At 68.5% G+C, this 26,043-nt stretch carries 21 protein-coding genes and 1 pseudogene; 13 read left to right on the top strand and 9 right to left on the bottom strand.

The genetic code is table 11. The features are described from left to right. Positions 1-32: 32 nt before the first annotated feature. The 6 genes from Q0326_RS06100 to Q0326_RS06075 all read left to right on the top strand — a co-directional run bounded on the left by Q0326_RS06100 (position 33) and on the right by Q0326_RS06075 (position 8,547). A complete protein-coding gene (locus Q0326_RS06100) occupies positions 33-530 on the top strand; it encodes a DUF4142 domain-containing protein (RefSeq protein ID WP_298688195.1) in 498 nt (165 codons plus the stop codon). 73 nt (positions 531-603) lie between these two features. After that, positions 604-1,785: a lycopene beta-cyclase CrtY gene (gene crtY / locus Q0326_RS06095; protein WP_298688193.1), complete on the top strand. Its 1,182-nt coding sequence runs from the start codon at positions 604-606 to the stop codon at positions 1,783-1,785. Next, entirely contained in the window at positions 1,782-3,266 is a 1,485-nt protein-coding gene (locus Q0326_RS06090; protein ID WP_298688192.1) for a phytoene desaturase, read from the top strand. Before crtY ends, Q0326_RS06090 begins: the two co-directional genes overlap by 4 nt. A gap of 209 nt (positions 3,267-3,475) precedes the next feature. Then, positions 3,476-5,032 (top strand): NAD(P)/FAD-dependent oxidoreductase, encoded by a 1,557-nt coding sequence (locus Q0326_RS06085; RefSeq protein ID WP_298688190.1) that lies wholly within the window; start codon positions 3,476-3,478, stop codon positions 5,030-5,032. Between the two features lie 7 nt (positions 5,033-5,039). After that, positions 5,040-6,872 (top strand): hypothetical protein, encoded by a 1,833-nt coding sequence (locus Q0326_RS06080; protein ID WP_298688188.1) that lies wholly within the window; start codon positions 5,040-5,042, stop codon positions 6,870-6,872. Positions 6,873-6,930: 58 nt separating this feature from the next. Continuing rightward, the gene (locus tag Q0326_RS06075; RefSeq protein ID WP_298688185.1) at positions 6,931-8,547 is read left to right on the top strand and encodes a hypothetical protein; all 1,617 of its coding nucleotides are present in this window, start codon (positions 6,931-6,933) and stop codon (positions 8,545-8,547) included. Here the strand turns inward: Q0326_RS06075 and Q0326_RS06070 are convergent. The 3 genes from Q0326_RS06070 to Q0326_RS06060 are packed head-to-tail and all read right to left on the bottom strand — an operon-like array spanning position 8,475 to position 10,645. Beyond that, entirely contained in the window at positions 8,475-9,209 is a 735-nt protein-coding gene (locus Q0326_RS06070) for a class I SAM-dependent methyltransferase (RefSeq protein ID WP_298688183.1), read from the bottom strand. The two genes, Q0326_RS06075 and Q0326_RS06070, sit on opposite strands and share 73 nt — an antisense overlap. Positions 9,210-9,222: 13 nt before the next feature. Continuing rightward, entirely contained in the window at positions 9,223-10,188 is a 966-nt protein-coding gene (locus Q0326_RS06065; protein WP_298688181.1) for a glycosyltransferase family 2 protein, read from the bottom strand. Positions 10,189-10,213: 25 nt separating this feature from the next. Continuing rightward, entirely contained in the window at positions 10,214-10,645 is a 432-nt protein-coding gene (locus tag Q0326_RS06060; RefSeq protein ID WP_298688179.1) for a GtrA family protein, read from the bottom strand. 82 nt (positions 10,646-10,727) lie between these two features. Between Q0326_RS06060 and Q0326_RS06055 the strand changes: the two genes are divergently transcribed. Then, positions 10,728-12,656, top strand: a complete 1,929-nt coding sequence (locus Q0326_RS06055) for an AcrB/AcrD/AcrF family protein (RefSeq protein WP_298688177.1) — start codon at positions 10,728-10,730, stop codon at positions 12,654-12,656. Positions 12,657-12,698: 42 nt separating this feature from the next. Here the strand turns inward: Q0326_RS06055 and Q0326_RS06050 are convergent, their stop codons facing one another. From Q0326_RS06050 to Q0326_RS06035, 4 genes are all read right to left on the bottom strand, one after another. Continuing rightward, positions 12,699-13,436, bottom strand: a complete 738-nt coding sequence (locus Q0326_RS06050; RefSeq protein ID WP_298688175.1) for an NYN domain-containing protein — start codon at positions 13,434-13,436, stop codon at positions 12,699-12,701. 164 nt (positions 13,437-13,600) lie between these two features. After that, the gene (locus Q0326_RS06045) at positions 13,601-15,424 is read right to left on the bottom strand and encodes a DUF885 domain-containing protein (protein ID WP_298688173.1); all 1,824 of its coding nucleotides are present in this window, start codon (positions 15,422-15,424) and stop codon (positions 13,601-13,603) included. 76 nt (positions 15,425-15,500) lie between these two features. Continuing rightward, entirely contained in the window at positions 15,501-16,361 is an 861-nt protein-coding gene (locus tag Q0326_RS06040; RefSeq protein WP_298688171.1) for an RcnB family protein, read from the bottom strand. Between the two features lie 208 nt (positions 16,362-16,569). Next, complete coding sequence (locus Q0326_RS06035) at positions 16,570-17,331, bottom strand: slipin family protein (protein WP_298688169.1); 762 nt, start codon at positions 17,329-17,331, stop codon at positions 16,570-16,572. Between the two features lie 268 nt (positions 17,332-17,599). Here Q0326_RS06035 and Q0326_RS06030 point away from each other — a divergent pair, with 268 nt between their 5' ends. The 5 genes from Q0326_RS06030 to Q0326_RS06010 all read left to right on the top strand — a co-directional run bounded on the left by Q0326_RS06030 (position 17,600) and on the right by Q0326_RS06010 (position 21,222). Further along, on the top strand, positions 17,600-18,283 hold the full coding sequence (locus Q0326_RS06030; RefSeq protein ID WP_298688167.1) for a queuosine precursor transporter: 684 nt from the start codon (positions 17,600-17,602) through the stop codon (positions 18,281-18,283). 133 nt (positions 18,284-18,416) lie between these two features. Then, complete coding sequence (gene argB, locus Q0326_RS06025) at positions 18,417-19,355, top strand: acetylglutamate kinase (protein WP_298688165.1); 939 nt, start codon at positions 18,417-18,419, stop codon at positions 19,353-19,355. Positions 19,356-19,383: 28 nt separating this feature from the next. Then, positions 19,384-19,689 carry a YggT family protein gene (locus Q0326_RS06020; RefSeq protein WP_298688163.1) on the top strand — a complete coding sequence of 102 codons (306 nt, stop codon included), beginning with the start codon at positions 19,384-19,386 and terminating at the stop codon, positions 19,687-19,689. Continuing rightward, positions 19,686-20,585 carry a bifunctional methylenetetrahydrofolate dehydrogenase/methenyltetrahydrofolate cyclohydrolase FolD gene (gene folD, locus Q0326_RS06015; protein WP_298688161.1) on the top strand — a complete coding sequence of 300 codons (900 nt, stop codon included), beginning with the start codon at positions 19,686-19,688 and terminating at the stop codon, positions 20,583-20,585. The genes Q0326_RS06020 and folD overlap by 4 nt, the downstream gene beginning before the upstream one ends. Before the next feature lie 13 nt (positions 20,586-20,598). Then, on the top strand, positions 20,599-21,222 hold the full coding sequence (locus Q0326_RS06010) for a MarC family protein (protein ID WP_298688159.1): 624 nt from the start codon (positions 20,599-20,601) through the stop codon (positions 21,220-21,222). 34 nt (positions 21,223-21,256) lie between these two features. Here the strand turns inward: Q0326_RS06010 and Q0326_RS06005 are convergent, their stop codons facing one another. Both Q0326_RS06005 and Q0326_RS06000 read right to left on the bottom strand, forming a co-directional pair. Continuing rightward, positions 21,257-21,943, bottom strand: coding sequence for a hypothetical protein (locus Q0326_RS06005; protein ID WP_298688157.1), 687 nt, complete (start codon positions 21,941-21,943; stop codon positions 21,257-21,259). A gap of 220 nt (positions 21,944-22,163) precedes the next feature. Beyond that, positions 22,164-23,750, bottom strand: a complete 1,587-nt coding sequence (locus Q0326_RS06000) for a lysine--tRNA ligase (protein WP_298688155.1) — start codon at positions 23,748-23,750, stop codon at positions 22,164-22,166. 241 nt (positions 23,751-23,991) lie between these two features. Here Q0326_RS06000 and Q0326_RS05995 point away from each other — a divergent pair. Further along, positions 23,992-25,914: pseudogene (locus Q0326_RS05995) on the top strand (ATP-dependent DNA helicase); the annotation flags it as partial. Positions 25,915-26,043 lie beyond the last annotated feature (129 nt).

The raw sequence follows: 26,043 nt of genomic DNA, 5'->3' as shown, positions 1-26,043 counted from the left end.
TTACCCTTTCGACAACGACCGGAGACACCCGCATGAAACGCACCGCCCTCGTCCTCGCCGCGACCCTGCTCGCCGCCGGCCCCGCGCTTGCCGCGACCGCGACGTCCGCGGACCGGGCGTTCGTCGCCAAGGTGTCGCAGGGCGGCATGTTCGAGGTCGATGCGGGCAAGCTCGCCGAGACCCGCGGCAGCACGCAGGACGTGCGCGACTTCGCGACCACCGAGGTGCATGATCACATGCTGGTCGGCGCCAAGCTCAAGGCGATCTCGTCCAGCGAGGGGGTGACCTTCGCGTCGACGCCGAATGCCGAGTTCGCGGGCAAGATGGCGACGCTCAAAGGGCTGTCCGGCCCCGCGTTCGACGAGGCCTATATGAGCGACATGGCGGCCCTCCACGATGCCGATGGCGCCGCCTTCCTGCAGGAATCGACCAATGGCGGCAGCCCCGCCTATCGCGCCTTCGGCGCCGAGACGCACCGCATCGTCCAGCGCCACATCGGCGCGATCCACGGCACCCAGCCACCGCGATGAGTCTGCGTGCGGCAACCGCGCCACGACCTTGCGCGATGATGACGTGACGCGCGGCGCGCGCTAGGCACCGGGCATGGAGCGTGTGCGGCATTGTGATCTGGCGATCGTCGGCGGCGGGCTCGCCGGCGGGCTGATCGCGCTCGCCATGGCGCGGCGGCGCCCCGATTCGCGCGTCTTGCTGATCGAGGCCGGCGAGTCGCTCGGCGGCAACCATGTCTGGTCCTTCTTCGACAGCGACATCGCGATCGCCGACCGCCCGCTGGTGATGCCGCTCGTCGCCCACCAGTGGGACGGCTATCACGCACTGTTCCCGAGCCATCGTCGCATGCTCGGGGCGCGCTATCACACGATCACCTCGGACCATTTCGACCGCGTGCTGCGCGCCGCGCTGCCGCCGGAGAGCGTGCTGACCGGCCGCAAGGCAACCGGGGTCGGGCCGCGCGCCGTCGTGTTCGCCGACGGGCAGCGGATCGAGGCAAGCGGCGTGATCGATGCGCGCGGCGGCGCCGACCTGTCGCTGCTCGATCTCGGCTGGCAGAAGTTTTTGGGCCAGGAACTGCGGCTGACCGGCCCGCATGGGCTCAAGCGCCCGGTGGTGATGGACGCGACCGTCGACCAGATCGACGGCTATCGTTTCGTCTATCTGCTGCCCTTCGGCCCCGACCGGCTGTTCGTCGAGGATACCTATTACAGCGACGGGCCGGCGATCGACCGCGACACGCTCGCCGATCGCATCGCTGACTATGTGACGTCGCGCGGCTGGACGATCGCGGCGGTCGAGCGCGAGGAGCGCGGCGCGCTGCCGGTCGTGCTCGGCGGCGATTTCGAGGCCTATTGGCGCTCGGGCGGCGCCGGCGTCGCGAAGGCCGGCGTGCGCGCCGGGCTGTTCCATCCGACCACCGGCTATTCGCTGCCCGACGCGGTGCGCGCGGCGCGGATCGTCACCGACCTGCGCGACGGCACGGGCGCGGCGCTGCACACGGCGCTACATTCCTTTGCGGCGAAGAGCTGGGCGGAGCGCGGCTTCTACCGGCTGCTCGACCGCATGCTGTTCCGCGCCGCGCAGCCCGCCGAACGCTACCGCGTGCTCGAACGTTTCTATCGGCTCGACGAAGACCTCGTCGCGCGCTTCTACGCCGGCCACTCGACTCGGCTGGACAAGGCCCGGATATTGGTGGGGCGTCCGCCCGTGCCGATCCACCGGGCGCTCATGGCGATGGCCGGCAGGCCCGCCCTCAAGGACAAGCATCTATGAAGACGGCAGCGGTGATCGGGGCGGGTTTCGGCGGGCTGGCGCTCGCCATCCGCCTGCAGTCGGCGGGGATCGCGACGACGCTGGTCGAGGCGCGCGACAAGCCGGGCGGGCGGGCCTATCAATGGGAGCGCGACGGTTTCACTTTCGATGCCGGCCCGACCGTGATCACCGATCCCAATTGTCTCGCCGAGCTGTGGAAGCTGTCGGGCCGCGACATTGCCGACGATGTCGAGCTGCTGCCGGTCTCGCCCTTCTACCGGCTGATGTGGCCCGACGGCACGGTGTTCGACTATTCGAACGACGATGCCGCGCTCGCCCGTCAGATCGGCGCGCTCAACCCCGAGGACATCGCCGGCTACCGCCGCTTCCTGGATTATTCGGCCGAGGTCTACCGCGAGGGCTATGAGAAGCTCGGCCATGTCGCCTTCCTCGACTTCGGGTCGATGATCAAGGCGGCGCCGCGGCTGGTGAAGAGTCAGGCGTGGCGGTCGGTCTATTCGATGGTGTCGTCCTTCGTGAAGGACGAGCATCTGCGCCAGGCGCTGTCGTTCCACACCTTGCTCGTCGGCGGCAACCCGATGACGACGAGTGCGATCTACGCGCTGATCCACAAGCTCGAGAAGGACGGCGGCGTCTGGTTCCCGCGCGGGGGGACGCACGCGCTGGTCCGCGCGATGGTGGCGCAGTTCGAGCGACTGGGCGGCATCGTGCGCCTGAACGATCCGGTCACCGCGATCGACACGCTGGGCGATCTCGCGACCGGAGTCACCACCGCGAGCGGCTGGCATGGCGATTTCGACGCGGTCGCCTCCAACGCCGACGTGATGCACAGCTACAAGGCGTTGCTCAGCCAGTCCGCACGCGGCGAGCGCGGCGCCAAGGCGCTGGCCAAGAAGCGCTTCTCGCCGTCCTTGTTCGTCGTCCATTTCGGCATTCGCGGGACCTTCCCGGGCATTCCGCACCATTCGATCCTGTTCGGCCCGCGCTACAAGGGGCTGCTCACCGACATCTACGAGCATGGCGTGCTGGCGAAGGATTTCTCGCTCTATCTCCATCATCCGACGGTGAGCGACCCGACCTTGGCGCCCGAGGGGTGTTCGAGCTTCTACGTGCTGGCGCCGGTGCCGCATCTCGGCAAGCTGCCGGTCGACTGGGCCGAAGTCGGGCCGGTCTATGCCGACCGCATCCTCGATCATCTCGAAGCGACGCTGATCCCGGGCCTGCGCGAACGACTGTTGACGAGCTTCCACTACACGCCGCAGGATTTCGCGCAGGATCTCAACGCGCATCTCGGCTCCGCCTTCAGCCTCGAGCCGTTGCTGACGCAATCCGCCTTCTTCCGCGTCCACAACCGCGACGACCGCATTCCGAACCTCTATTTCGTCGGCGCGGGCACGCATCCGGGGGCGGGGATCCCAGGCGTCGTCGGCTCGGCCAAGGCGACCGCCGCGCTGATGCTCGACGATCTGCGGCGGTCATAGGCGACGTTCTCCCGTCCTTGCGAGGCGCGTAGAGCCGAAGCGATCCAGGTCGGCGCCCGTGGCTCCGGATTGCTTCGCGGCGCGCGCGCAATGACGGCGGACGGGCGCGCGCGCGCGCGGCACCCGCAGCTCATCGCAACGCCGCATTAACCCTAAATTATCTCCCGGCGTCGCATGTCCGGTCCAACCTCGCAGTTGGAGAAGTTCGGGTGAACCATGTCGCGGATCGGGCGGATGTCGCCATCATCGGTGCCGGCCCCGCCGGCCTCACCGCCGCCTATCTGCTGACCAAGGCGGGCAAGCGCGTGACCGTGATCGAGAAGCATCCGGTCTATGTCGGCGGCATCAGCCGTACCGTCGAGCACAAGGGCTTCCGCTTCGACATCGGCGGACACCGCTTCTTTTCCAAGTCGCGCGAGGTCGTCGACCTATGGAACGAGATCCTGCCCGACGACTTCATCGAGCGCCCGCGGATGAGCCGCATCTATTATGAGGGCAAATTCTACTCCTATCCGCTGCGCGCGTTCGAGGCGCTGTTCAACCTCGGCGTGTGGCGCTCGACCTTGTGCATGGCGAGCTATGCGCGCTGGAAGCTGTTCCCGAAGAAGGACACGCGCTCGTTCCAGGATTGGACGATCAACCAGTTCGGCGCGAAGCTGTTCGGCATCTTCTTCAAGACCTATACCGAGAAGGTGTGGGGCATGGCCTGCGACGAGATCTCCGCCGATTGGGCCGCGCAGCGGATCAAGGGGCTGAGTCTGGGCGGCGCGGTGCTCGACGGGTTCAAGCGCTCGCTCGGGCTCAACAAAAAGCCCAATGATGGCATGGCGACCAAGACGCTGCTCGAGAGCTTCCGCTACCCGCGGCAGGGGCCGGGCATGATGTGGGACGCCGCGCGCGACCATGTCGTCGCCGGCGGCAACCATGTGCTGATGGGCCATGCGCTCAAACAGCTCAGCCAGGATGGCGGCGGCTGGCGCGTCGCGACCATGGGCCCCGACGGCGAGCGCGTGATCCATGCCGATCATGTCATCTCCTCGGCGCCGATGCGCGAACTCGCCGGGCGAATCCATCCGCTGCCCGCCTCGCTGCCCGACGCGCTCGATCTCAAATATCGCGATTTCCTGACGGTCGCGCTGATGATCCGCTCGGAAGACCTGTTCCCCGACAATTGGATCTACATCCACGATTCGAAGGTGAAGGTCGGCCGCATCCAGAATTTCCGCAGCTGGTCGCCCGAGATGGTGCCCGACCCGGAACTCGCCTGCGTCGGCCTCGAATATTTCTGCTTCGAGGGCGACGGGCTGTGGACATCCTCCGACGCCGACCTGATCGCGCTCGCGACCCGGGAGATGGGCATCCTCGGCCTGTGCGACCCCAAGTCCGTCGAGGGCGGCGTCGTGGTGCGGCAGGAAAAGGCCTATCCGGTCTATGACGATTCCTATGCCGAACATGTGCTCGCGATGCGGAGCGAGCTCGAAGCCGCCTATCCGACGCTGCATCTGGTCGGCCGCAACGGCATGCACCGCTACAACAACCAGGACCATGCGATGATGACGGCGATGCTCACCGTCCGCAACATCCTGGCGGGCGCGCGCCGATTTGATGTCTGGGCGGTCAACGAGGACGCCGAATATCACGAGGCCGGCAACGAAGGCGCGGAGCGCGTGATCGTGCCCCCGCTCGACGAGGATGCGCAGGGCGGCGACTTCCGCGCGGCGCTGGGCTCGGTCCGCGCGGTGCCGCGCCGTCTTAAGGCGGCGTGACGCCAGCATGACGATGGTCGCCGCCAGCCGATCCGATGTCGTCGCCGGCGACCGCAACGACCCCTTGCCGCGAATTTCCTATCGGGTTCGATTGGCAGCGATGGTTGTGCTGGTCACGCTGCTGCTTGCCATTCCCTATGCGCACCAGATCGCGGCGTGGCAGATGAACGATACCGACGACCTCATGCGGCTGCAGCAGGTCCGGGACTGGCTCGCAGGTCAGGGGTGGTTCAACGTCACCCAATATCGCGTCGATCCGCCCGTCGGGCTGCCGATGCACTGGTCGCGCCTGGTCGACGTCCCGCTGGCAGCGGTGATCGTCGTCGTACGTCTCTTCGCCAGCGAAGCGACGGCGGAGCTCGCGGCGTGCGTCGTCGTACCGCTTGTCACCTTCGCGACGACGGCGCTGCTGACAGCCGGTATCACGCGTCGGCTTCAGATCGGCGACCGCCTGACGTTCCTTGCCGTCCTCTTCACCGCGACCAACTTCGGAACGGTGTCGGCCTCGCACCCGATGCGGATCGATCATCATGGCTGGCAGGCGGCTTGCGGCTTGGCGATCGCGCTGGCGCTGCTCGGACCACGCACGCTCCGACGGTCGGCGATCGCGGGATTGTGCGCGGCGCTGTGGATGCACATTTCGCTGGAGGGCATCGTCTTCACCGCTGGATGCGGCGTATGGCTCGGTCTGCGCTGGATCGTTGCGCCGGACGCGGAGCGGGCGACGCTGCCCGCCTATATGGGCGGGGTCGCCAGCGGCAGTCTCGCGCTCTTCCTGATCGCGCATGGCGGCGCCTTGTTCGATCGCACCGCCTGCGACGCGATTTCGCCGGTGCATATGGTCGTCTTCGGTATCGCCACGGCCGGCGCGGGGGTTGCGGCGTGGCTGTCCCCGCGCAGTCGCTATGTTCGCGGCGCGATACTCGCCGTCACTGCCATCGCCTGCGCCGCGACCTATAAGCTATGGGCGCCGCAATGCAGCGGCGGACCGTTCGCGGCACTGACCCCCTTGGGCTACAATCTCTGGTATCGGCACATCCCGGAAGGCCTGCCGCTGTGGACGCAGACGGCGGATTATGCGCTCACCCTGATCGCCTTCCCCCTGGTCGGGCTGATCGGTGCGCTTGTCGGTCTGCGAAGCGCCGGCATGCATTGGCGCGGTGCGGCGCTCGACTATTTCGCGCTGCTCGCGCTGGCGACCCTGATCGGCCTCAACGTCAGCCGCGCCTGCATTCTCGCGAACCTTCTGGCCGTGCCGGGGGCGCTTATGCTGCTCGCCGCCTATCTGCCGCGGGCGGCTCGATTGCGGACGATGGCGGGGCGCGTTGCCGCCAATGCGGCGCTGCTTCTGGCGGCGACGCCTTTGTCGGCAGCCGTCGTTGCGGTGGAGGGCGTGGCCCTGGTCGCGCCCACGCAATTACTGTCGAACCAAGCGGCGCAGGCGGTCGAGCGCAACGCGCGGTGCAAATCCTTCGACAATCTCGCCCATCTCGACGCGCTCCCGCCAACGCTGATGATGACGACGCTGGCAACGGCGGCGTCGATCGTGGCCGGAACGCCCCACAGCGTCGTCGGGGCGGGCTATCATCGCGGTATCCAGGGGATGGACGACACGATCCGCTTCTTCGTCGGCGACGAGGCGACCGCCCACGCGATCCTCCTCCGCCACGGCGTGCGCTATCTGCTGCTCTGCCCGGACGACGGCGACATCGCGATTTGGGCGAAGGCCGCGCCGCACGGGCTCGCGGCGCGTCTGCCCCGCGGTCAAGCGCCCGCCTGGCTGCATCCCGTCACGGTGCCGGGGCTGCGCGATATGCGCGTCTATGCGGTGAGCGGCTGAGCCCCGGCGCACAGCGCGCTTGCCCCGGAGGGGCGGCGCGGATTATCGCCTGAGCCGCATGATCGAACCGTCACCGCCGTCGCGTCCAATAGCCTGGTGGGAGACACGCGCCTTCGCGGTCGCGATGATCCTGCTCGCGGTGGTGCCGCTGCTGCTGCCGCCGATCCCGCCGCTGACCGATCTGATGGGGCATATGGGACGCTATCGCGTCCAGCTCGAGATCGCCCAATCGCCCTGGCTGCACCATTATTACAGCTTTCGCTGGGCGCTGATCGGCAATCTTGGCTGCGACCTGCTGGTCCAGCTGTTCGCGCCGCTGCTCGGGCTCGAACTAACGGTCAAGCTGATCGTGATGGCGATCCCGGCGCTGACCGTTGCGGGTCTGCTGCTGGTTGCGCGCGAGATTCACGGCCGCGTGCCCGCCACCGCGCTGTTCGCGCTGCCGCTCGCCTATGGCTATCCGTTCCAGTTCGGCTTCGTGAACTTCGCCATGGCGATGGCGCTGATGCTGCTGCTGTTCGCGCTGTGGCTGCGAATGGCGCGCACCGGGCGGCTGCGCTGGCGGCCGTGGCTGTTCCTCCTGCTCGGCTTCGGCCTGTGGGTGACGCACAGCTTCGCCTGGGGCGTGCTCGGCGTGCTGTGCTTCATCGCCGAGATGGTGCGCGCGCGCAAAGCCGGGACGCCCTGGCTGCGGTCGGTCGGCGAGGCGATCGTCGCCTGCCTGCCGCTGGCGCCCCCCGCGCTGCTGCTGGTGCCGTGGCCGGGCCGCGGCGGCCAGGCGCCGCAGGGCACGTTCGACTGGTTCCGGTGGTATTTCAAATGGCTGTGGCTCAAATCGGTGCTGCGCGAGCGCGTCGAGGCGTGGGATCTGGCGAGCGCCGCCCTGCTTTATGTCGTCGCGCTGTCGGGATTGGTCTGGAAGCCGCAGCGCCGCTACGAGCCGACGCTGGGCATCGCCGCGCTGTTCCTGCTCGCGATCTTCGTGCTGCTGCCGCGTGTGCTGCTGGGCTCGGCCTATGCCGACATGCGGCTGGTGCCGTTCATGCTGGCGATCGGCATCCTGGCGCTGCGCCCGATCGTCGACCGCCGCGTCTCGACCGCGATCGCGGCGGCAGCGCTGCTGTTCTTCGCCGCCCGCGTCACGGTCTCGACGCTCGCCTTCCTCAAGTTCGAGCGCAATTACGACGTCCAGCTCAAAGCGCTCGACCATGTCCCGATGGGCAGCCGGGTGATGGCGCTTGCCAACATCCCATGCCGCAGCGTGTGGTACACCTCGCGGATGGAGCATCTGAGCTCGATGGCGACGGTGCGGCGGCGCTCCTTCGTCAACGACCAGTGGGTGGCGCCGGGCGCGCAGCTGCTACGCATCGCCTATCCGCCGGCCGGACGCTATTTCAGCCATGACCCATCCGAGATCGTGCGCCGCCCCGATTGCCGCGCGCGCAACGAACCGATTCTCGAGCTCGCGCTCGAATATTTTCCGCGCGACGCGTTCGACTATGTCTGGATGATCGACATGCCGCGCGATCGCTGGCCGGTCGATCCCGATCTCGTGCCGATCTGGACGGGCAACCGCTTCGGCGTGCTATACCGGATCGTGCATCATCCCGCAGCGGGTTCGGCGACCGCGAGCAGCGACACGCCGAAGGGCAGTGCGGCGCGCGTCACCCAATAGCGTTCGGCGGCGAAGATGTGCTCGAGCAGCGCATTGACGCCGCGCGCCGGCATCGCATCGTCCTCCTGCTCGCGCCTGGTGATCCGCCCAAGGATTCGCGCGGCTGCGACCACCGGATAGAGCAACGTGTTGAAGTGGCTGATATGGCGCACCTCGAAGCCGCCATCGAACAGCGTGTCGAGCAGACTCTGCCGCGTATAGCGCCGCTTGTGGTGATGCTTGACGTCGTGCGCGCTCCACAGCCAGGGGGCGGCGGGCACGGTCAGGACGAGGCGGCCGCCCGGGGCAAGCTTGGTGCGCAGCACCCGCAGCGAGGCGCGGTCGCGCTCGATATGTTCGAGCACGTCGAGCAGCACGATCAGGTCGTAACGGCCGTCCTGCAGCGCCACCCCGTCGGGCAGCATGCCGCCGCCGACGGCGAAGCCGCCGCGCTGGCTGGCGAGCGCGCGCGCCGCCTCGTCGGGCTCGATCGCGTCGACCTGGCCCAAGCCCTGCAGCATCGCGAGGTTCGAGCCGGTGCCGGCACCGACCTCGAGGATGCGCGCGCCGGGCCCCAGCGGCGCCTGCCGGGGGATCAGCGCCGCGACGATGCGGCGGCGCGCGGCGAACCACCAATGTTCGGCGTCGATCTCCGCCATGCGATCGTAGATTGCGCGGTCCATCAGCGGCGTCCCTTCACCCGACCACCGGCTGCAGCGCGACGCCGATCGTCTCGCGCACGACATAGATCGGGCGGTGCTTGGTCTCGACCAGGATCCGCCCGACATATTCGCCGAGCACGCCGAGCGACAGCAACTGGACGCCGCCGAGGAACAGGATCGCGACCATCAGCGACGGATAGCCGGGCACGTCGCCGCCATGGATGACAGTGCGGATCACCACGAAGACCGCATACACCAAGGCGCCGATCGCGACGAGTCCGCCGAGATAGCTCCACACGCGCAGCGGCAGCGTCGAACCCGAAGTGATGCCGTCGAGCGCGAGCGTCCACAGCTTCCAATAATTGAACTTGGACGAGCCGACGTCACGCGGCACCCGGTCATATTCGACCGCAGCCTGGCGGAAGCCGGCCCAGGCGAACAGCCCCTTCATGAAGCGGTTGCGCTCGGGCATCAGCCGGATGACGTCGACCACCTTGCGGTCGAGCAGCCGGAAGTCGCCGGCATGTTCGGGGATCTTGTCGGCGGACAGATAATTGTGCGCGCGGTAATAGAGGTCGGCGGTCAACCGCTTGGGAAGGCTGTCCGATGCGCGGCTGCGGCGCACGCCGTAGACGACGTCGAACCCCTCGCGCCAGCGCGCCAGCATCGTGCCGATCACCTCGGGCGGGTCCTGCAGATCGACATCGAGCGGGATCACGACCTGGCCCGCGGCATGGTCGAGCCCCGCCGACAACGCCGCCTCCTTGCCGAAATTGCGCGACAGCGACAGACAGCGGATGCGCGGATCGGCGCGATGCTCGGCATGGATCGCCGCCAGCGTCGCGTCGTGGCTGCCGTCGTCGATGAACAGGATCTCCCATCCCTGCGGCTCGCCGAGCGCGTCGAGCACCGCGCGTACCCGGCCGACGAAGCCGGCGATCGCCTCCTCCTCGTCCTTCACCGGGGCGAGGATGGAGAGAAGGGGGGATGGTGCGATCATCAGCGTCCCTTAGGCCGGGAACGCCTCAATCGAAAACCCATTTGCGGTTGAGCCAGAATAGCAGCGCCGGGGTCACGAAGAAGACGGGCAGCGACGCCCAGTGCGGCGACCAGCGCAGCACCGCGCTGAACAGCCACACCCACAGGCTGTTGGCGGCGAAGCCGACCATGTTGGCGGCGAGGAATTTGCCGCCGGTACGCGCGGCGCTGCCGCCGCTGCCATGGCCCTCGAAGGTGAAGCGGCTGTGGACCGTATAGCCGATCAGCATCGCCGCCGCGGTCGCCACCGTGTTGGCGATCAGCGGCGCCATGTGGCCGGCGCCCAGCGCCAGGTTGAAGATCGCGATCTGGAACAGCGTCACCCCGACGCCGACGACGCCGTAGCGCATCAGCTGCGCCGCCAGTTCGCGGTGCTCGTGGGGCACCCTGTCCCACAGCCTTACCAATCCGTCACGCACGCCGCTGCCCTTGCTCCCCGCCCGCCAGGGACTAGAGCGGAGCCGTATAAACCTCAAATGCTATCGGAATTGTAAGCAGCGCATGACGAATATCGTCACCCCGACGCCTGACGCGCCGATCGGCGACCTGCCCGGCGCCCCGCCCAAGGATCGCCTGGAGTCCCGCATCGAGCGTTTCATCGATGCGCATTGGCGCTCGATCACGACGCTGATCTGGCTGGCGGCGGCGATCGTGCTGCTCGTCCAGAAGGCGCATGCGATCCACTGGTTCGCGCTGTCCGACACCGACGACAATATGCGCTTCGACCAGGTTCGCGACTGGCTGGGCGGGCAGGGCTGGTACGATCTGCGCCAGCATCGGCTCAATCCGCCGATCGGGTTCAGCATCCACTGGTCGCGGCTGGTCGACCTGCCGCTGGCCGGGCTGATCCTGATCCTCAAACCGCTGCTCGGCGCGCCGCTCGGCTATCGCTGGGCCTGCGCGATCGCGCCGCTGCTGCCGATGCTGCTCGCCTTCTGGATGGTCGCGATCGTCGTCCGGCGGCTGATCGCACCCGGCATCTATCCGCTCGCGCTCGCGATCCTGCTGTGCGGGAACGACGCGCTGGCGATGTGGACGCCGCTGCGCATCGACCATCATGGCTGGCAGCTCGCGCTGCTGATGATGACGGTGGCGGGGCTGACCGAGCCCAATCTGCGCCGCTCGGGCATGATGATCGCGCTCTCCTCGGCGCTGTCGCTGGCGATCGGGCTCGAGATGCTGCCCTATGTCGCGTTCGCGGGCGCCGCGGTCGCGCTGCACTGGGCGTGGGACCGCGCCGAGACCGAGCGGATGCGCAGCTACGGCATCACGATGGCGGTGGCGACGACGCTGTGCTTCCTGGTCTTCGCCTCGAACGACAATTGGCACGACGTGTGTGACGCACTCTCGCCGGTGTGGCTGACGACGGTGGCGGGGGCGGCGGCGATGCTCTTCGCGATCTCGTTCGCGCCCGCCGCCGGCCGCTGGACGCGCCTCGCGCTGGTGGTCGGCGCCGGGGCGATCGCGGGCGGCCTCTATGTCGGGCTGTTCCCGCAATGCTTCGGTCATCGGCTCGAGGGCATCCCCCCCGAGGCGGAGCGGCTCTGGCTGAGCCATGTCAACGAGGCGCGACCGGTCTATCTCCATTCGGTGTCGGTCGTCGTCACGATGCTGACGCTGCCGATCCTCGGCACGATCGGCAGCCTGATCGCGGTATGGCGCCGGCGCGGCACGCGCGCGGCTGCGGACTGGCTGCCGGTGACGCTGTTCGCGACGCTCGCGACCGGGCTGACGCTGTGGCAGGTGCGCACCGGCCCCAGCGCGCAGATGCTCGCCGTCCCCGGCGCCACCTATCTCGCCTATCGGATCGTCGTCGGGCTGATGCAGAGCCGCTCGGTCGCGGTGCGCATCGGTGCGGTCGCCGCCGGCCTCGCCGTCGGCGCCGGGCTGGTCTCGTCGATGCTGATCGGCGCGCTGCCGCAGCGCTATGCCGATCTCAAATTCGTGACATTCTGGGCGATCGCGACCGGCCGGCAGGCGCCGCCGGCCGCCCGCAAGCCGCTGCCCGGCGGCAAGCCCAAGCCCGACCTCACCAAGCTCGCCAACCGCCGCTGCCCGACGATCCCGGCGCTCGCGCCGATCGGCCGACTGCCCGCGGCAACGATCTTCACCTTCATCGACGAAGGCCCGCGGCTGATCACGCTGACGCATCACAGCGCGGTCGGCGGCCCCTATCATCGCAACGCGCAGGCGATTCTCGACATCGAGCATGCCTTCCGCGGCACCCCCGACCAGGCCCATGCAATCATCGCGGCGCATCACGCGGCCTATCTGCTGGTCTGCCCGCACATGTCCGAGGCGACCATCTACCAGGCCGAGGCACCCGCGGGCTTTTACGCGAAGCTCGCGGGCGGCTACACGCCGAGCTGGCTCGCGCCGCAGCCGCTGCCGGCGGGTTCGCCATATCGGATGTGGCGGGTGGTCGGGTGAGGCGTCACGACCTCCCGCCGGCGGAGGAGTTTTACGACCGCGTCAGCGCGGCGTCTTGAGCCTGATCTGCACGCTGCCACCGGCCGGCCGCCGCACTTCGAACGCGCCGGCCTTCTCGACCAGCGTCACGAGCTTGGCCTGGCCAAAGGTGCGCGGGTCGAAGTCCGGCGCGAGCGTCTGCAGCCGCTGGCCGACGCCGCCGAGCGACACCCAGCCGTCATCCTCGTCGAGCTGCGCGATCGCGCGGCGCAGCAGCGGCACCGCGGTGCTTGGACTACGCGCCACCGACGCGGGCCGCGCATCCGGCCGCTCGGGCTCGGCGAGCGTCGGCGCCTCGGGGACGAGATTCTCGGTATAGATGAACCGCCGGCACGCCTGGCGGAATGCCTCGGGCGTCTTCTGCTCGCCGAAACCGTAGACATCGACGCCCTGCTCGCGGATGCGCGCGGCGAGCGCGGTGAAGTCGCTGTCCGACGAGACCAGGCAGAAACCGTCGAAGCGGCCGGTGTGGAGCAGGTCCATCGCGTCGATCACCAGCGCGATGTCGGACGCGTTCTTGCCCGTCGTATAGGCGAAGCTCTGATGCGCCTGGATCGCATAGGCGGCGAGTATGTCCGACCAGCTCTTCAGCCGCGGGCTCGAGAAGTCGCCATAGATGCGACGCACGCTCGCCTCGCCGATCTGCGCGATCTCGGCGAATAGCCCCGCCGCGATCTTGGGCGAGGCGTTGTCCGCGTCGATCAGCACAGCGAGGCGCGGGGCGCGGGGTTCGGTCGGCATGATCGTGTCTTTCCGGTTATGCTCCCGACCACCCGTTCGTCCTGAGTAGCCATTGAGCGAAGTCGAAATGGCGTATCGAAGGACCGCCACGCCAGGCCACCATCCTTCGATACGGGCCTTCGACGTCGCTCAGTCCCTACTCAGGACGAACGGAAGGGGGAAGACTATTGCCCGCCGCGCGCGATCCAGCCGTCGATCTTGGTCTCGAGCACCGTCATCGGCAGTGCGCCGGTGTCGAGCACCTGCGCGTGGAACGCCCGCGGATCGAATTTGACGCCCAGCGCCGCCTTGGCCTTGGCCTTTTCCTTGAGGATGGTGAGCTGGCCGACCTTGTACGCCAGCGCCTGCCCGGGAATCGCGATGTAACGCTCGACCTCGGCGGTAACGTCCGCCTTACCCATCGCCGAGTTGCTGGTCATGTAATCGATCGCCTGCTGGCGCGACCAGCCCATCGCGTGGATGCCGCTGTCGACGACCAGCCGCATCGCCCGCAGCATCTCGTCGTTGAGGCCGCCGAAGCGCTGATAGGGATCGGTCTCCATGCCGAGCTCGGGCCACAAGGATTCCGAATAAAGCGCCCAGCCCTCGACATAAGCGGTGTTGCCGCCGAAGCGCATGAAATTGGGCAGGTCCTTATTCTCCTGCGCCAGGCTGATCTGAAAATGATGGCCAGGGATCGCCTCGTGGAGGAACAGGGTTTCCTCACCCCAGGTGAAGCGCGTGGGCAGGTCATAGCCATTATAATAGAAGACGCCGGGGCGCGCGCCATCGGGCGTGCCCTGCATATATTCGCCCGCCGCCGAGCTCTTTTCCTTGTAGGCAGGGTCGGGGCGGATTTCGAGCGGGGTCTTGGGGACCAGCGAGAATTGCTCGGGGATGCGCGTCTCGATCCGCGCCTCGATCGACCGGTAGCGCTTCTCGAGCCAGTCGCGCGACGGCGGCGCGAACTGCGGATCGGTCGTCATATGCTGGAAGAAGGCGTGGAGATCGCCCTTGAAGCCTACCCGCGTCGTGACGATCTCGAGTGCCTTGGTGATCCGCGCGACCTCGTTGAGCCCGAGCTGGTGGACCTCCTGCGCGGAGAGCGGCAGCGTCGTATTGGCCTCGATCATATAGGCGTAATAGGTCTCGCCGCCGGGCAGCTGGCCGACGCCTACCGTGTCGCGCGCCTTGGGCAGGTATTCGATCTTGAGGAAGTCGCGCAGCTTGGTGTTCGCGGGGACGATCTCGTCGCGGATCGCGGCGATGAATGCCGCGCGCAGCCGCGCCTGGTCGGCCGCTGGAATTGTCGCCGGGAACGCCTTCACCGGGCCGTAATAGGGCGATCCCTCGATCCCGCCGGCGAGCTGCAGGTTCAGCTCGTCGAGGATGTTGGTCACGACCAGCTTGGGCTCGACGATGCCGGCGGCCGCCCCGGCGCGGAACCGCGCGATCACCTCGTCGACGAGGTGCGGATATTGCGCGTGGCGCTTGAGCGCGTCGTCATAGTCCTTGACGGTCTTGAACGGTGCCGCGCCCTGGCCCGAGGACAGATCGGCATAATCGAGGTGCAAGCCGTAGAAATGGGTGAGCGGCATCGCATGGTTCACCGCGAGGATATCGGGACGATAGCCCTCGAGATCGAGATCGGTGGTCCGCTTGAACACGTCATAGGCGATCTGGTCGGTCGCGTTGAGCTGTTCACGCGGGATCGCGGACAGCTGGCGCAGCGCGTGCTCGTCGGCGGCTTTCTCGGCGGCGTCGTGCGCATCCGAGAAGGGATCGCCGAGCTGGTCTGCGAAGCGCATGTCGCCACGATACAGCGCGGCGAGCGGGTTGCGGTGGAGCGCGGCCTCGTCGGTATCCGCGAACAGCTGTCTCAGTCGCGCATCGGCGTCGCTAGGCGGTGTCGCATGGGCAATGGCGGGAAGAAGGGCGGCGGCGGCGAGCAGGCCGAGACGAAGAGAACGGACGAACGACATAAAAACCCCCGCGATCACACTGATCATCGAGGCTTATCGAGCGCGCCGGGGGTCGGCAAGCGGCGTCCCCGAGGAGGGACGCCGCCGCCTTCGTCGGATCGGCTCAGTAGAAGAAGTCGGGGATCTCGTCGGTGATCTGGCCCGAATAGATGTTCACCAGCAGCGCGTCGTTGTAATAGCGGACCCAGCGATAGGGGCCGTAGGCGGGCGGCAGGCGATAATAGCCGGGGTCGCCGATCCAATATTGCTGGGCGAAGAAATCGCGCTCGAGCGCTGCGCCGATGCCGAAGCGACGATAGCCGCCGCCATAGCCATAGGGCGCGCGATAACGGTCGACATGGTAGAAGTCGCGGTGCGCGTTGCGATAGCCCTGCCAGTCGTAGCGCTGATCGCCCCGCCAGCCGCGGTTCCAGTCGCCGCCGCCGCCGCCGGGCCGGCCGCGGTCATAGCCGCCGCCGGGCTGGCCACGATCATAGCCGGCATTGGGACGGTATCCGCCGGGACCGCCCTGCGGCTGGCCGCCGGGGCGATAGCCGCCCTGGCCGCCCGGCGCGTTGGGGCGGTTCGCCCAGCCGGGCTGCCCGCCCTCGCCATTGGGTCCGCGGCGGTTCTGGCCCTGGGCATTGCCATCGGGTCGGCCACCTGCACCGCCTTGCGGACCGCGATTATACGCGCCGGCGTCGGGGCCGGGACGCGCCTGCTGCGGCTGACCGGGCTGGCCCTGGGGCGCACCGCCCTGCGGCCCGCGATTGAAATTGCCGCCCTGTGGCCCGGGCCGCGCCTGGCCTTGCGGTTGGCCCCCGCCGCCGGGGCGCTGACCGTTCTGACCCGCCGGGCCGCCCTCGTGGCGCCCGTCGCCCTGATGGTTGCCGTCGCCCTGATGCGGCGGCGGCGCGTCCTGCGCGAAGGCGGGCAGGGCGGCGGTGGACGCCAGCAATAGCGCCGCGGATAAGATCAGTCGCATCCCACTCACCTCTTGTCATTGTTGACGCATGATGCGCCTGGCGATGTCGGTTTTGCAACGATCCGGCTGACGAAGGGCTGAACCCGCCTGTCAGCAACGCGACAGCTTCGTCGGGAAGCAGAAACGCGCACGGGCAACAGGGAGCGGGCCGCATCCACAGGTGCCAGCGTGTGCGGAGATGACGGGGGTGGGGGGAAGCTAGTCGGCCCTAGTCTCGCCGTCCCGTCAGCGCCTTCGCCGCCTCGAGCAGCTCGACCGGCAGCATCGCGATCACCGTCGAATTATGCTCGGCGCCGATTTCGGACAGCGTCTGCAGCCGGCGCAATTCGAGCGCGCCGGGGCTGGTCGCGATCGTTCGCGCCGCGTCGGCCAATTTCTGCGCGGCCTCCTGCTCGCCCTCGGCCTTGATGATCCGCGCGCGCTTCTCGCGGATCGCCTCGGCCTCGCGGCCGATCGCGCGCTGCATGTTCTCCGGGATGTCGAGGTCCTTGATCTCGACCGCGTCGATCGCGACGCCCCATTGTTCGACGGCGTTGGTCAGCATCCCCATCAAGCGCAGGTTGATCGCGGTGCGGTCCTTCAGGAGCTGGTCGAGATCGGACTGGCCGATCGAATCGCGCAGGCCCGTCTCGGCGGCCTGGAGCACCGCGCGCTGCCATTCCTCGACCACGGTCAGCACGCGCACCGGATTAGTCGCGCGGAACCACAGCACCGCATTGACGCGCACCGCGACGCCGTCGCGGGTCACCGTCTCCTGCGTGTCGAGCGCGATCGTCACGGTGCGCGTGTCGACCCGGACCGCGCGATCGATGAACGGGATCAGCCAATACCAGCCGGGCCCCTTGGGATCGGTGACGCGGCCCAGCCGGAAGACGACGGCGCGCTCATATTCCTGGTTGATCCCGAACGTCTTGAGCGCGGCGACGAACAGCAGGACGAGCGGAATGAGGAAAAAGCCCAGCATGGCCATGGCGACGAAACCCTCGATGACGCGGCGGAGGACCGCGGCGGGAGATTAGGCCAAATCGAGCGGCCGCGATACGGACGGCCGACTCGTCCCTGCTCAGTCGTCCCGGCGAAAGCCGGGACCCATAGACGGCGGTGCAATCCAGGCCCGGGCGTCGTGCGTGCTTCATGCCGAGCCGCATCCATGGGTCCCGGCTTTCGCCGGGATGACGGAGGGTGTTTGGGTCTGCGAGGGGGCTAGGCCCGCCCCCGAAATCCCGATAGCAAGGCGGATGCCCAGCGCCGCACCGCCCGCCGATACCCTCGCCTTCCCGCCCGCCCTGTTCCTGTTCGCGCTCTTCTATGGCGGCATGGTGTGCATCGCGGGCGTACTCGGCAACAAGCTGATCGCGCTCGGGCCGCTCACCGTCGAGGGCGGGATCTTCGCCTTCCTGCTGCTCGTCGTCACCTCGTCCGCGGTCGCCGAACTCTACGGCCAGCGGATCGCGACGCGGCTGGTGCGGTTCGGCTTCGTGCCGCTGCTCGGTTCGGTGCTGCTGATCCAGCTGTTGCTCCGCATCCCCGCCGCGCCTGCGATGACCGCCGACCCGGCGTCGGCTGCGCGGCTTGCCGCGTTCGACACGATCCTCGCCCAAGGCGCGCGGATGATGTTGGCGGGGTTCGTCTCCTACGGGCTCTCGCAGACGCTCAACGTCACGATCTTTTCCTGGCTGAAAGGTCGCGAGGGCGCGCCTTTGCTCTGGCTGCGCGCCGGTATCGCGAGCATCGCCAGCCAGATCGTCGACACGCTGCTGTTCGTCACTATTTCCTTCTACGGCGTGTTCCCGATCGCCGGGATCATGGTCGGGCAGATGATCGCCAAGGTAGTGCTCTCGGCAGTGCTGGTGCCGCCGCTGATCTATCTGATGGTGGCGTGGGGCAGGCGGCTGGACGGCTCCCTCTCCCGTTCGCACTGAGCGCAGTCGAAGTGCGTGTTCCGCGCGCGACGCCTGCAACACGTCCTTCGACTGCGCTCAGGACGAACGGGCGAGAGGGGCGCGATCGTATCCGCCCTTCCGGTCGCCCCCCCCGCCCGCTATGGCGCGGAGCATGACTCCGCTCCCCGATCTCCTCCCCGAACCCGCGATGCTCGCCAAGGCGGAGACGCTGACCGAGGCGCTGCCCTATCTGCAGCGCTATGCCGGCTCGACCTTCGTGATCAAATATGGCGGCCACGCGATGGGCGACCCCGAGCTTGCCAAGAGCTTCGCCAGCGACATCGTGCTGCTCAAGATGGTCGGGATCAATCCGGTGGTGGTGCATGGCGGCGGCCCGCAGATCGGGCAGATGCTCAAGCGCCTCGGCGTCGAATCGCGCTTCGTCGACGGCCTGCGCGTCACCGATGCCGAGACCGCGCAGATCGCCGAGATGGTGCTCGCCGGCTCGATCAACAAGGAAATCGTCGGCTGGATCGGCCAGGCCGGCGGTCGCGCGGTGGGGCTGTCGGGCAAGGACGCGCGGATGGTGATCGCCGAGAAGGTCGGCCGGTCCGAGCCCGACAAGCTGCAGGGCATCGAGCGCCATGTCGACCTGGGCTTCGTCGGCGAGCCGCGCCATGTCGACCGCAGCATTCTCGACCAGCTCTCCGCCTCGGGGGTGATCCCGGTGGTCGCGCCGATCGCGATCGGCGAGGACGGTCACACCTACAACATCAACGCCGACACGATGGCGGGCGCGATCGCCGCGGCGCTGGGCGCCGCCCGCCTGTTCCTGCTGACCGACGTCGCGGGCGTGCTCGACAAGGACAAGAATCTGCTCTCCGACCTCGTCCCCGCCGACGTCGAGCGGCTCAAGGCGGACGGCACGATCTCGGGTGGCATGATCCCCAAGATGGAGACCTGCGTCACCGCGATCGAGGGCGGCGTCGACGCGGCGGTGATCCTCGACGGGCGCATCCGCCACGCGATGCTGCTCGAGATCTTCACCCGCCAGGGCGCCGGCACGCTGGTCCGCGCCGACTTGGCGTCGACCACCGTCATAGCTAGATAAGACACGCCTTATCCCCAGAGGGACGCCGATGTACTCGATCTATCAGATTCTTCAGCTGCTGCTGAACGTGCTGTTCTACATCATCATGATCCAGATCGTGCTGTCCTGGCTGTTCGCGTTCAACGTCATCAACCATCATAACCAGTTCGTCCGCCAGCTGGTCGCGGGGCTCGCGACGATCACCGAGCCGCTCTACCGCCCGATCCGCCGCATCCTTCCCGATTTCGGCGGGATCGATTTCTCACCGATGGTGGTGCTGCTGATCATCGGCATCCTCCAGCGTATCCTGCTGCCCAACATCTTCGCCTCGCTGATCAACGCGGGCGTCGCGTGACCGCACGGGTCATCGACGGCAAGGCCTTCGCGCTCGCCCTGCGCGACCGCGTCGGGGCCGCGGTGCCCGCATTTCAGGCGGCGACCGGTCGCGTGCCGGGGCTGACCGTCGTGATCGTCGGCGAGGATGCGGCGAGCCAGGTCTATGTCCGCGCGAAGGGCAAGGCGACCGAGGCCGCCGGCATGGCAAGCGTGACGCACCGCCTGCCAGCCGACACCACGCAGGCCGACCTGCTGGCGCTGGTCACGGCGCTCAATGCCGACGAGGCGGTCGACGGCATCCTCGTCCAGCTGCCTTTGCCCCGACACATTGACGAGAGCGCGGTGATCGACGCGATCGACCCGGACAAGGATGTCGATGGCTTCCACGTCGTCAATTCGGGCCGGCTGGCGGCGGGTCTGCCAGGGCTGGTGCCGTGCACGCCGCTCGGTTGCCTGATGCTGCTCGAAGACGTGCTGGGCGACTTGAGCGGGCTCGACGCGGTCGTGATCGGACGGTCGAACATCGTCGGCAAGCCGATGGCGCAGCTGCTCACCGCCAAGAGCTGCACGGTCACGATCGCGCACAGCCGGACGCGCGATCTGCCCGCCGTCTGCCGCCGCGCCGACATCCTCGTCGCCGCGGTCGGCCGGGCCGAGATGATCAAGGCGGATTGGGTCAAGCCGGGCGCCACCGTGATCGACGTCGGGATCAATCGGATCGACGCCGATGACCCCGGGGGCGCCGGCGGCACGAAGCTGGTCGGCGACGTCGACTTCGCGGGCGTCTCCGCCGTGGCCGGTGCGATCACCCCCGTGCCGGGCGGGGTCGGCCCGATGACGATCGCCGTCCTGCTGCGCAACACGCTCGTCGCCGCTCATCTGCGCGCCGGGCTCGCGCCGCCCGCCGGCCTGTGAGGGCGCACCGCCGATGATCGAGCTGTTCCTCTCGGCGTTCGTCACCTTCTTCGTCGTGATCGACCCGCCCGGCTGCGCGCCGATCTTCGCGGGGCTGACCGCGGGCACCGACGGTCCGCACCGCCGCGCGATGGCGATCCGCTCGACGCTGGTGGCGGCCGCCATCCTGCTCGCCTTCGCGCTGCTCGGCGAGCCTTTGCTGCGCACGCTGGGCATCAGCCTCGACGCGTTCCGGATCGCCGGCGGGATCATGTTGTTTCTGATCGCGCTCGAGATGGTGTTCGAGAAGCGCACCCAGCGCCGCGAGAACCGCGCGCAGGAGGTTGCGACGCATCCCGAGCAATATGACGACATCTCGATCTTCCCGATGGCGATGCCGATGATCGCGGGGCCGGGCTCGATTGCCTCGGCCATGCTGATGATGCAGCGCAGCCATGGGCTCACCGCGCATGCGATCGTGATCGCGGCGCTGATCGCCAATCTCGCGATCATGATGGTGGCGCTGCTCGCCGCGGGGCCGATGATGAAGGTGCTCGGCTACAAGATCGAGGCGGTGATCACCCGCCTGCTTGGCGTGTTGCTCGCGGCATTGGCGGCGCAGTTCGTGATCGACGGGCTGAAGGCCTCGTTCGCTTAGTCACCACCGCCCCCCCGGGGGGATATGACGTCGCTTAGCTGAGCGAGCCGAATGGCAGCAGCTGAGTCGCGAGCCTGCTCGCCGCTGCGCCGTCGCCGGCTTGGAGCAGCGGGATCAGCCGCGACGCGGCGCGCTGGACGACGCGGTCGATCGGCGTCGTCGCCTGGTCGCCGGCCGAGCGCTGCGCGAGCCTCAGCGCGTTGGCGACATCGGAGGAGTTGAGCTTGATCCGGATCAGTGCGGCATAGCCGGGGAAGAAGGCGTGATTGCCGCCGAGCGACACCGCCTGATCGAGCGAGGCGAGCCCCGCCGAGCGGCTCGCGCCCAGTACCGAATGCGCGAGGAAATTGCCGAGATCGCCGACCGCGGTCAGATGCCAGCCGGCGATCGCGATCTGTGCCTCGGCGTCGCGCGGATTGGCGGCGGCGAGCGCGACGAAGGCGGCGTGCGCCGCCTTGGCGTCGCCGAGCGAGCGCTTGAGCTGGCCGCGATAGCCGATCGCCAGCGCCTGCTGCAGCTTGGCCTCGCCGTCATTGGGGGACACAGCGAGCGTCGCCGTGGTCTGCGCATAGGCGCTGTCGACCAGCGTCAGCGCCTCGGCCTTGTCGTGCGTCATGAAGGCCGCGCGGATCAGCGTGTCGCGCGGCGTGGCGGCGGAAACTCCGGCGGTGGCGGCGAGGGTGACGACAATGGCGGTGGCGGCGTGGACAAAACGGTTCATGAAAACTCCCTGCAGGCCGGCCGATGAAGGGAGCATGAAGCGTGCGGCCCTCGCCGTCGGGCCTCGACAACCCTCCCCATTGGCCGCGCCGTGCGGAAGCAGCAGCGCGGCCGATGCGGCGGGCCCATAGGGCACGCTGGACACCAGTCCGAAGGGGGGAAGGACCGAATGCTTAACGCCCCGCCGTCCGATTTGGTCGCACGCTTCGACCAATCGCTGGTCAATCGGTGGACGCCAACGCCTCGGCGATCAGCGCGCGCGTCTCGGCAAGCCCGTACAGCGCGGCGAAGCTGCCCATGCGCGGGCCCTGGCTCGAGCCGAGCAGCGTCTCGTAGAGCGCCTTGAACCAGTCGCGCAGCGGCTCGAATCCGGCCGCCTTGCCGGCTTCATAGACCTCGTTCTGGATGGTCTCGGCGGATGCGTCGGCGGGCAGGGCGGCAAAGCGGCCGTCGAGGTCGGCGAGCGCCGCGCGCTCACGGCCGTCGGGCGCACGCCGGCTCAACGTGGCGGCGACGAAATCGCGGAAATAGGCGACCGCATAGCCGAGCAGCCGGTCGATCGCGGGGTGCGTCTCGGGGCTGACCTGCGGGGCGTAGCGCTGGACGTAGCGCCACAGCAGCGCCTTGTCGTCGGTCATCGCCACCGAGACGAGGTTGAGCAGCAGCCCGAAGGTCAGCGGCATGTCGATCGCCGGCACTCGGCCGAGATGGACGTGATGCACCGGATTGCCGAGCTGCTGCTCGATCGGCTGGGTCGGATAGCTCGCCAGGAACTGATAATATTCGTCGACCGCGCGCGGGATCACCGAGAAGCTGAGCGCGCGCGCCTTCTTGGGCTCGCGATAGATATAGAAGGCGAGGCTCTCGATCGGCGCGTAGGTCAGCCATTGCTCGATCGTCAGGCCATTGCCCTTCGACTTGCTGATCTTCGCGCCGGCCTCGTCGAGGAACATCTCGTAGTTGAAGCCCTCGGGGGGCTTGGCACCGAGGACGCGCGCGATCTTGCCCGATTGCACGACCGAATCGATCAGGTCCTTGCCCGCCATCTCATAGTCGACGCCGAACGCGACCCAGCGCATCGCCCAGTCGACCTTCCACTGGCATTTGGCCCGGCCGCCGAGCACCGACTGTTCGCGCCGTTCGCCGGTTTCGGGATCGGTGTAGGCGATCAGGCCGGCGTCGGCGTCGACGACGTCGATCGGCACCTGCAAGACCTTGCCGGTCTCGGGATGGATTGGGAAGATCGGCGAATAGGTTTTCCGCCGCTCCTCGCCGAGCGTCGGCAGCATCACCGCCATGATCGCGTCATAGTGGGTGAGGATGCTCTTCAACGCCTCGTCGAAGCGGCCGTCGGCATAGGCGTCGGAGGCGGCGATGAACTCATACTCGAAGCCGAACTGATCGAGGAAGGCACGCAGCCGCGAATTATTGTGCGCAGCAAAGCTCGGATGCGTGCCGAACGGATCAGGGACGACGCTCAAGGGCAGGTCGAGATGCGCGCGCAGCATCTCTTGCTCAGGGAGATTGTCGGGCACTTTGCGCAGCCCGTCCATGTCGTCGGAGAAGGCGACCAGCCGCGTTTCGCCGCCGGTCATCTCTTGATAGGCGTTGCGCACCATCGAGGTGCGCGCGACCTCGGTGAAGGTACCGATGTGCGGCAGACCCGAGGGGCCGTAGCCGGTCTGGAACAGCATCGCGGCCGGCTTGCCGTCGGGCCAGCGCTTGAGCAGCTTGCGCGCTTCTTCGTAGGGCCAGGCCTTGCTGGCGAGCGCGGCGGTGCGGAGATCGGAGGCGGGAGCGTCGGTCATGTCGCGCGCGGTCTTAGGGGGATCGTGCGTCCGCGCCAACTGTCACGACAGCATCCCCTTCTCCGTTCGGCCTGAGCGCAGTCGAAGGCCATGCGCTGACGGTGGCTGCGCTTCGACTTCGCTCAGCGCGAACGGACAGGGGTGCGTGCATCCTTTCCTTCGACTGCGCTCAGGACGAACGGAATGGGGCCACGCGCGCATCCCCGTTTCCCATCCGTTCCGCATCGCCTATATCGGCGGCGTGACCCACTCGCTCCCGCCTTTCGCGCTGCATGCCACGCATGGCGGCACCTGGCTCGCCGAGCGGGGCGGCGCGGTGCGCGGGCTCGCCCGCGGCGAGGCGATAGCGCTCGCCGCCGAGCGCCCGCTCGTCATGCTCAACGCGCCGCTGGTCGGGCAGCGTCTGGGCTATGCCGAGCTCGCCGGGCTCGACCTGCTCGAGCTGTTCGCCTTCGTTCATCCCGCGCGCTTTGCGGTGCCGACGCCGGCCGGCCTCGCCCGCGCGCTCGGCATCGATCCTCCGCAAGACGACTCGACCGCGACGCGCACGCTGCTCGCCTGCGCCGACGCGCTGCTCGCCACCGTCGAGGGCGACTGGCCCGCCAAGCATGGCGCCTGGGACGTCGCGCACGCGCTGGTCCGGCTGCGTTGGCCGTGGGCGCAGGCGATCGTCGCGCGGCTGACCGCGCCCGAGCGCACCGAACGCGGGCTGTTCGCCAAGCTTCCCGAATGGGAGGAGGTCGCGCCCCGGCCGCAACCGCGCAGCGTGACGATCGGCGAGGCCGCGGCGGTGGCCAAACTCGGCGAGCTCACCGGTACGGGCGCCGAGACCCGCCCCGGCCAGCGCGCCTATGCCGCTGCCGCCGCCAAAGCCTTCGCGCCGCGCATGGCCGAGGGGCGGCCGCGCGTGATGCTGGCGGAGGCCGGCACCGGCATCGGCAAGACGCTCGGCTATCTCGCCCCCGCCGGGCTCTGGGCGGAGCAGGCGCAGGGCACGGTGTGGATCTCGACCTACACGCGCGCGCTCCAACGGCAGTTGGATCGCGAGACCGAGCGCCTCTTTCCCGATCCGGAGGAGCGGCGGCAGAAGGTGGCGGTGCGCAAGGGGCGCGAGAATTATCTCTGTCTGCTCAATCTCGAGGACGCGCTGTTCGGCGGCTTCCAGAACCGTGCCGCGGTGCTGGCGCAGCTGGTCGCGCGCTGGGCGGCCTATACGCGCGATGGCGACATGGTCGGGGGCGACCTGCCCGGCTGGCTGACCACCTTGTTCCGCCGGGCCGGCGCCACCGCGCTCACCGATCGGCGCGGCGAATGCGTCTATGCCGGCTGCCCGCACTACCGCCGCTGCTTCATCGAGCGCTCGGTCCGCCGCGCCGAGGAGGCCGACATCGTCATCGCCAACCACGCGCTGGTGATGCTGCTCGCCGAGCGGCGGCGCGAAGAGGGGCGGGCGCTCGGCCGCATCGTGTTCGACGAGGCCCATCATCTCTACGAGGCCGCCGATTCGACCTTTTCGGCGGCGCTGACCGGGCAGGAGGCGATCGAGCTGCGGCGCTGGATCGCGGGCCCCGAACGCGCGTCCAGAGGCCGTCGACGGGGCTTGGCGGCGCGGCTTGCCGATGTCGTCTCGTACGACGAGGCGGGCGCACTGGCGCTAGACGGTGTCATTCACGCGAGCGCCGCGCTGGTCGCGACGGACTGGCTGGGGCGGATCGCGGAGGGGATTCCGCTCGGGCCGGTCGAGAAACTGCTCGGTGCCGTGCGCGCGATCACGCTGGCGCGCGCGACCGCGGCGGACGCCGGCTATGGCATCGAGACCGAGGCGGCGGAGCTTGACGGCGCCACCGTCGAGGCGGCGAACGAGGCGGCGGTCGCGCTTGAGGCGCTGATGCGGCCGATGGTCGCGCTGGGCGGCCGGCTGCTCGCGGTGCTCGAGGAAGCGCCCGACTGGCTCGACGGGCCCGCGCGTGCCCGGATCGAGGGCGCGGCGGCGGGCTTGAACGTGCGGGCGCGGACGCTGGCGAGCTGGCTGGGGCTGCTCGGCCGGCTGGGTGGGCCGCCGGACCCCGACTATGTCGACTGGCTCGCGGTCGATCGCATCGAGGGGCGCGAGTATGACATCGGGCTGCATCGCCACTGGCTCGATCCCGGCCGGCCGCTCGCCGCGATGGCCCCCATGTCCCAGACGACGGGCCGCTGGGCGTCGAGGTTGGTGGTCACCACCAGCAGGCGCCGCCCGCGGCGGTGCTCGGCCGCGACCGCGGCGATGAAGTCCGGCGTCGCATAGGCCTCG

This window comes from uncultured Sphingomonas sp. (assembly GCF_937859915.1).
Taxonomy (GTDB): domain Bacteria; phylum Pseudomonadota; class Alphaproteobacteria; order Sphingomonadales; family Sphingomonadaceae; genus Solisphingomonas.
This window is presented reverse-complemented; position numbering and strand designations above follow the sequence as displayed.

What these genes read in the sequence shown, in the direction of transcription:
- Q0326_RS06090 (WP_298688192.1), top strand. Translation starts at nt 1,782, where the DNA reads ATGAAGACGGCAGCGGTGATCGGGGCGGGTTTCGGCGGGCTGGCGCTC.
- Q0326_RS06070 (WP_298688183.1), bottom strand. Translation starts at nt 9,209, where the DNA reads ATGGACCGCGCAATCTACGATCGCATGGCGGAGATCGACGCCGAACAT.
- Q0326_RS06055 (WP_298688177.1), top strand. Translation starts at nt 10,728, where the DNA reads ATGACGAATATCGTCACCCCGACGCCTGACGCGCCGATCGGCGACCTG.
- argB (WP_298688165.1), top strand. Translation starts at nt 18,417, where the DNA reads ATGACTCCGCTCCCCGATCTCCTCCCCGAACCCGCGATGCTCGCCAAG.
- crtY (WP_298688193.1), top strand. Translation starts at nt 604, where the DNA reads ATGGAGCGTGTGCGGCATTGTGATCTGGCGATCGTCGGCGGCGGGCTC.
- Q0326_RS06020 (WP_298688163.1), top strand. Translation starts at nt 19,384, where the DNA reads ATGTACTCGATCTATCAGATTCTTCAGCTGCTGCTGAACGTGCTGTTC.
- Q0326_RS06030 (WP_298688167.1), top strand. Translation starts at nt 17,600, where the DNA reads ATGCCCAGCGCCGCACCGCCCGCCGATACCCTCGCCTTCCCGCCCGCC.
- Q0326_RS06050 (WP_298688175.1), bottom strand. Translation starts at nt 13,436, where the DNA reads ATGCCGACCGAACCCCGCGCCCCGCGCCTCGCTGTGCTGATCGACGCG.
- Q0326_RS06080 (WP_298688188.1), top strand. Translation starts at nt 5,040, where the DNA reads ATGACGATGGTCGCCGCCAGCCGATCCGATGTCGTCGCCGGCGACCGC.
- Q0326_RS06035 (WP_298688169.1), bottom strand. Translation starts at nt 17,331, where the DNA reads ATGGCCATGCTGGGCTTTTTCCTCATTCCGCTCGTCCTGCTGTTCGTC.
- Q0326_RS06010 (WP_298688159.1), top strand. Translation starts at nt 20,599, where the DNA reads ATGATCGAGCTGTTCCTCTCGGCGTTCGTCACCTTCTTCGTCGTGATC.
- Q0326_RS06100 (WP_298688195.1), top strand. Translation starts at nt 33, where the DNA reads ATGAAACGCACCGCCCTCGTCCTCGCCGCGACCCTGCTCGCCGCCGGC.
- Q0326_RS06000 (WP_298688155.1), bottom strand. Translation starts at nt 23,750, where the DNA reads ATGACCGACGCTCCCGCCTCCGATCTCCGCACCGCCGCGCTCGCCAGC.
- Q0326_RS06065 (WP_298688181.1), bottom strand. Translation starts at nt 10,188, where the DNA reads ATGATCGCACCATCCCCCCTTCTCTCCATCCTCGCCCCGGTGAAGGAC.
- Q0326_RS06045 (WP_298688173.1), bottom strand. Translation starts at nt 15,424, where the DNA reads ATGATCAGTGTGATCGCGGGGGTTTTTATGTCGTTCGTCCGTTCTCTT.
- Q0326_RS06075 (WP_298688185.1), top strand. Translation starts at nt 6,931, where the DNA reads ATGATCGAACCGTCACCGCCGTCGCGTCCAATAGCCTGGTGGGAGACA.
- Q0326_RS06040 (WP_298688171.1), bottom strand. Translation starts at nt 16,361, where the DNA reads ATGCGACTGATCTTATCCGCGGCGCTATTGCTGGCGTCCACCGCCGCC.
- Q0326_RS06005 (WP_298688157.1), bottom strand. Translation starts at nt 21,943, where the DNA reads ATGAACCGTTTTGTCCACGCCGCCACCGCCATTGTCGTCACCCTCGCC.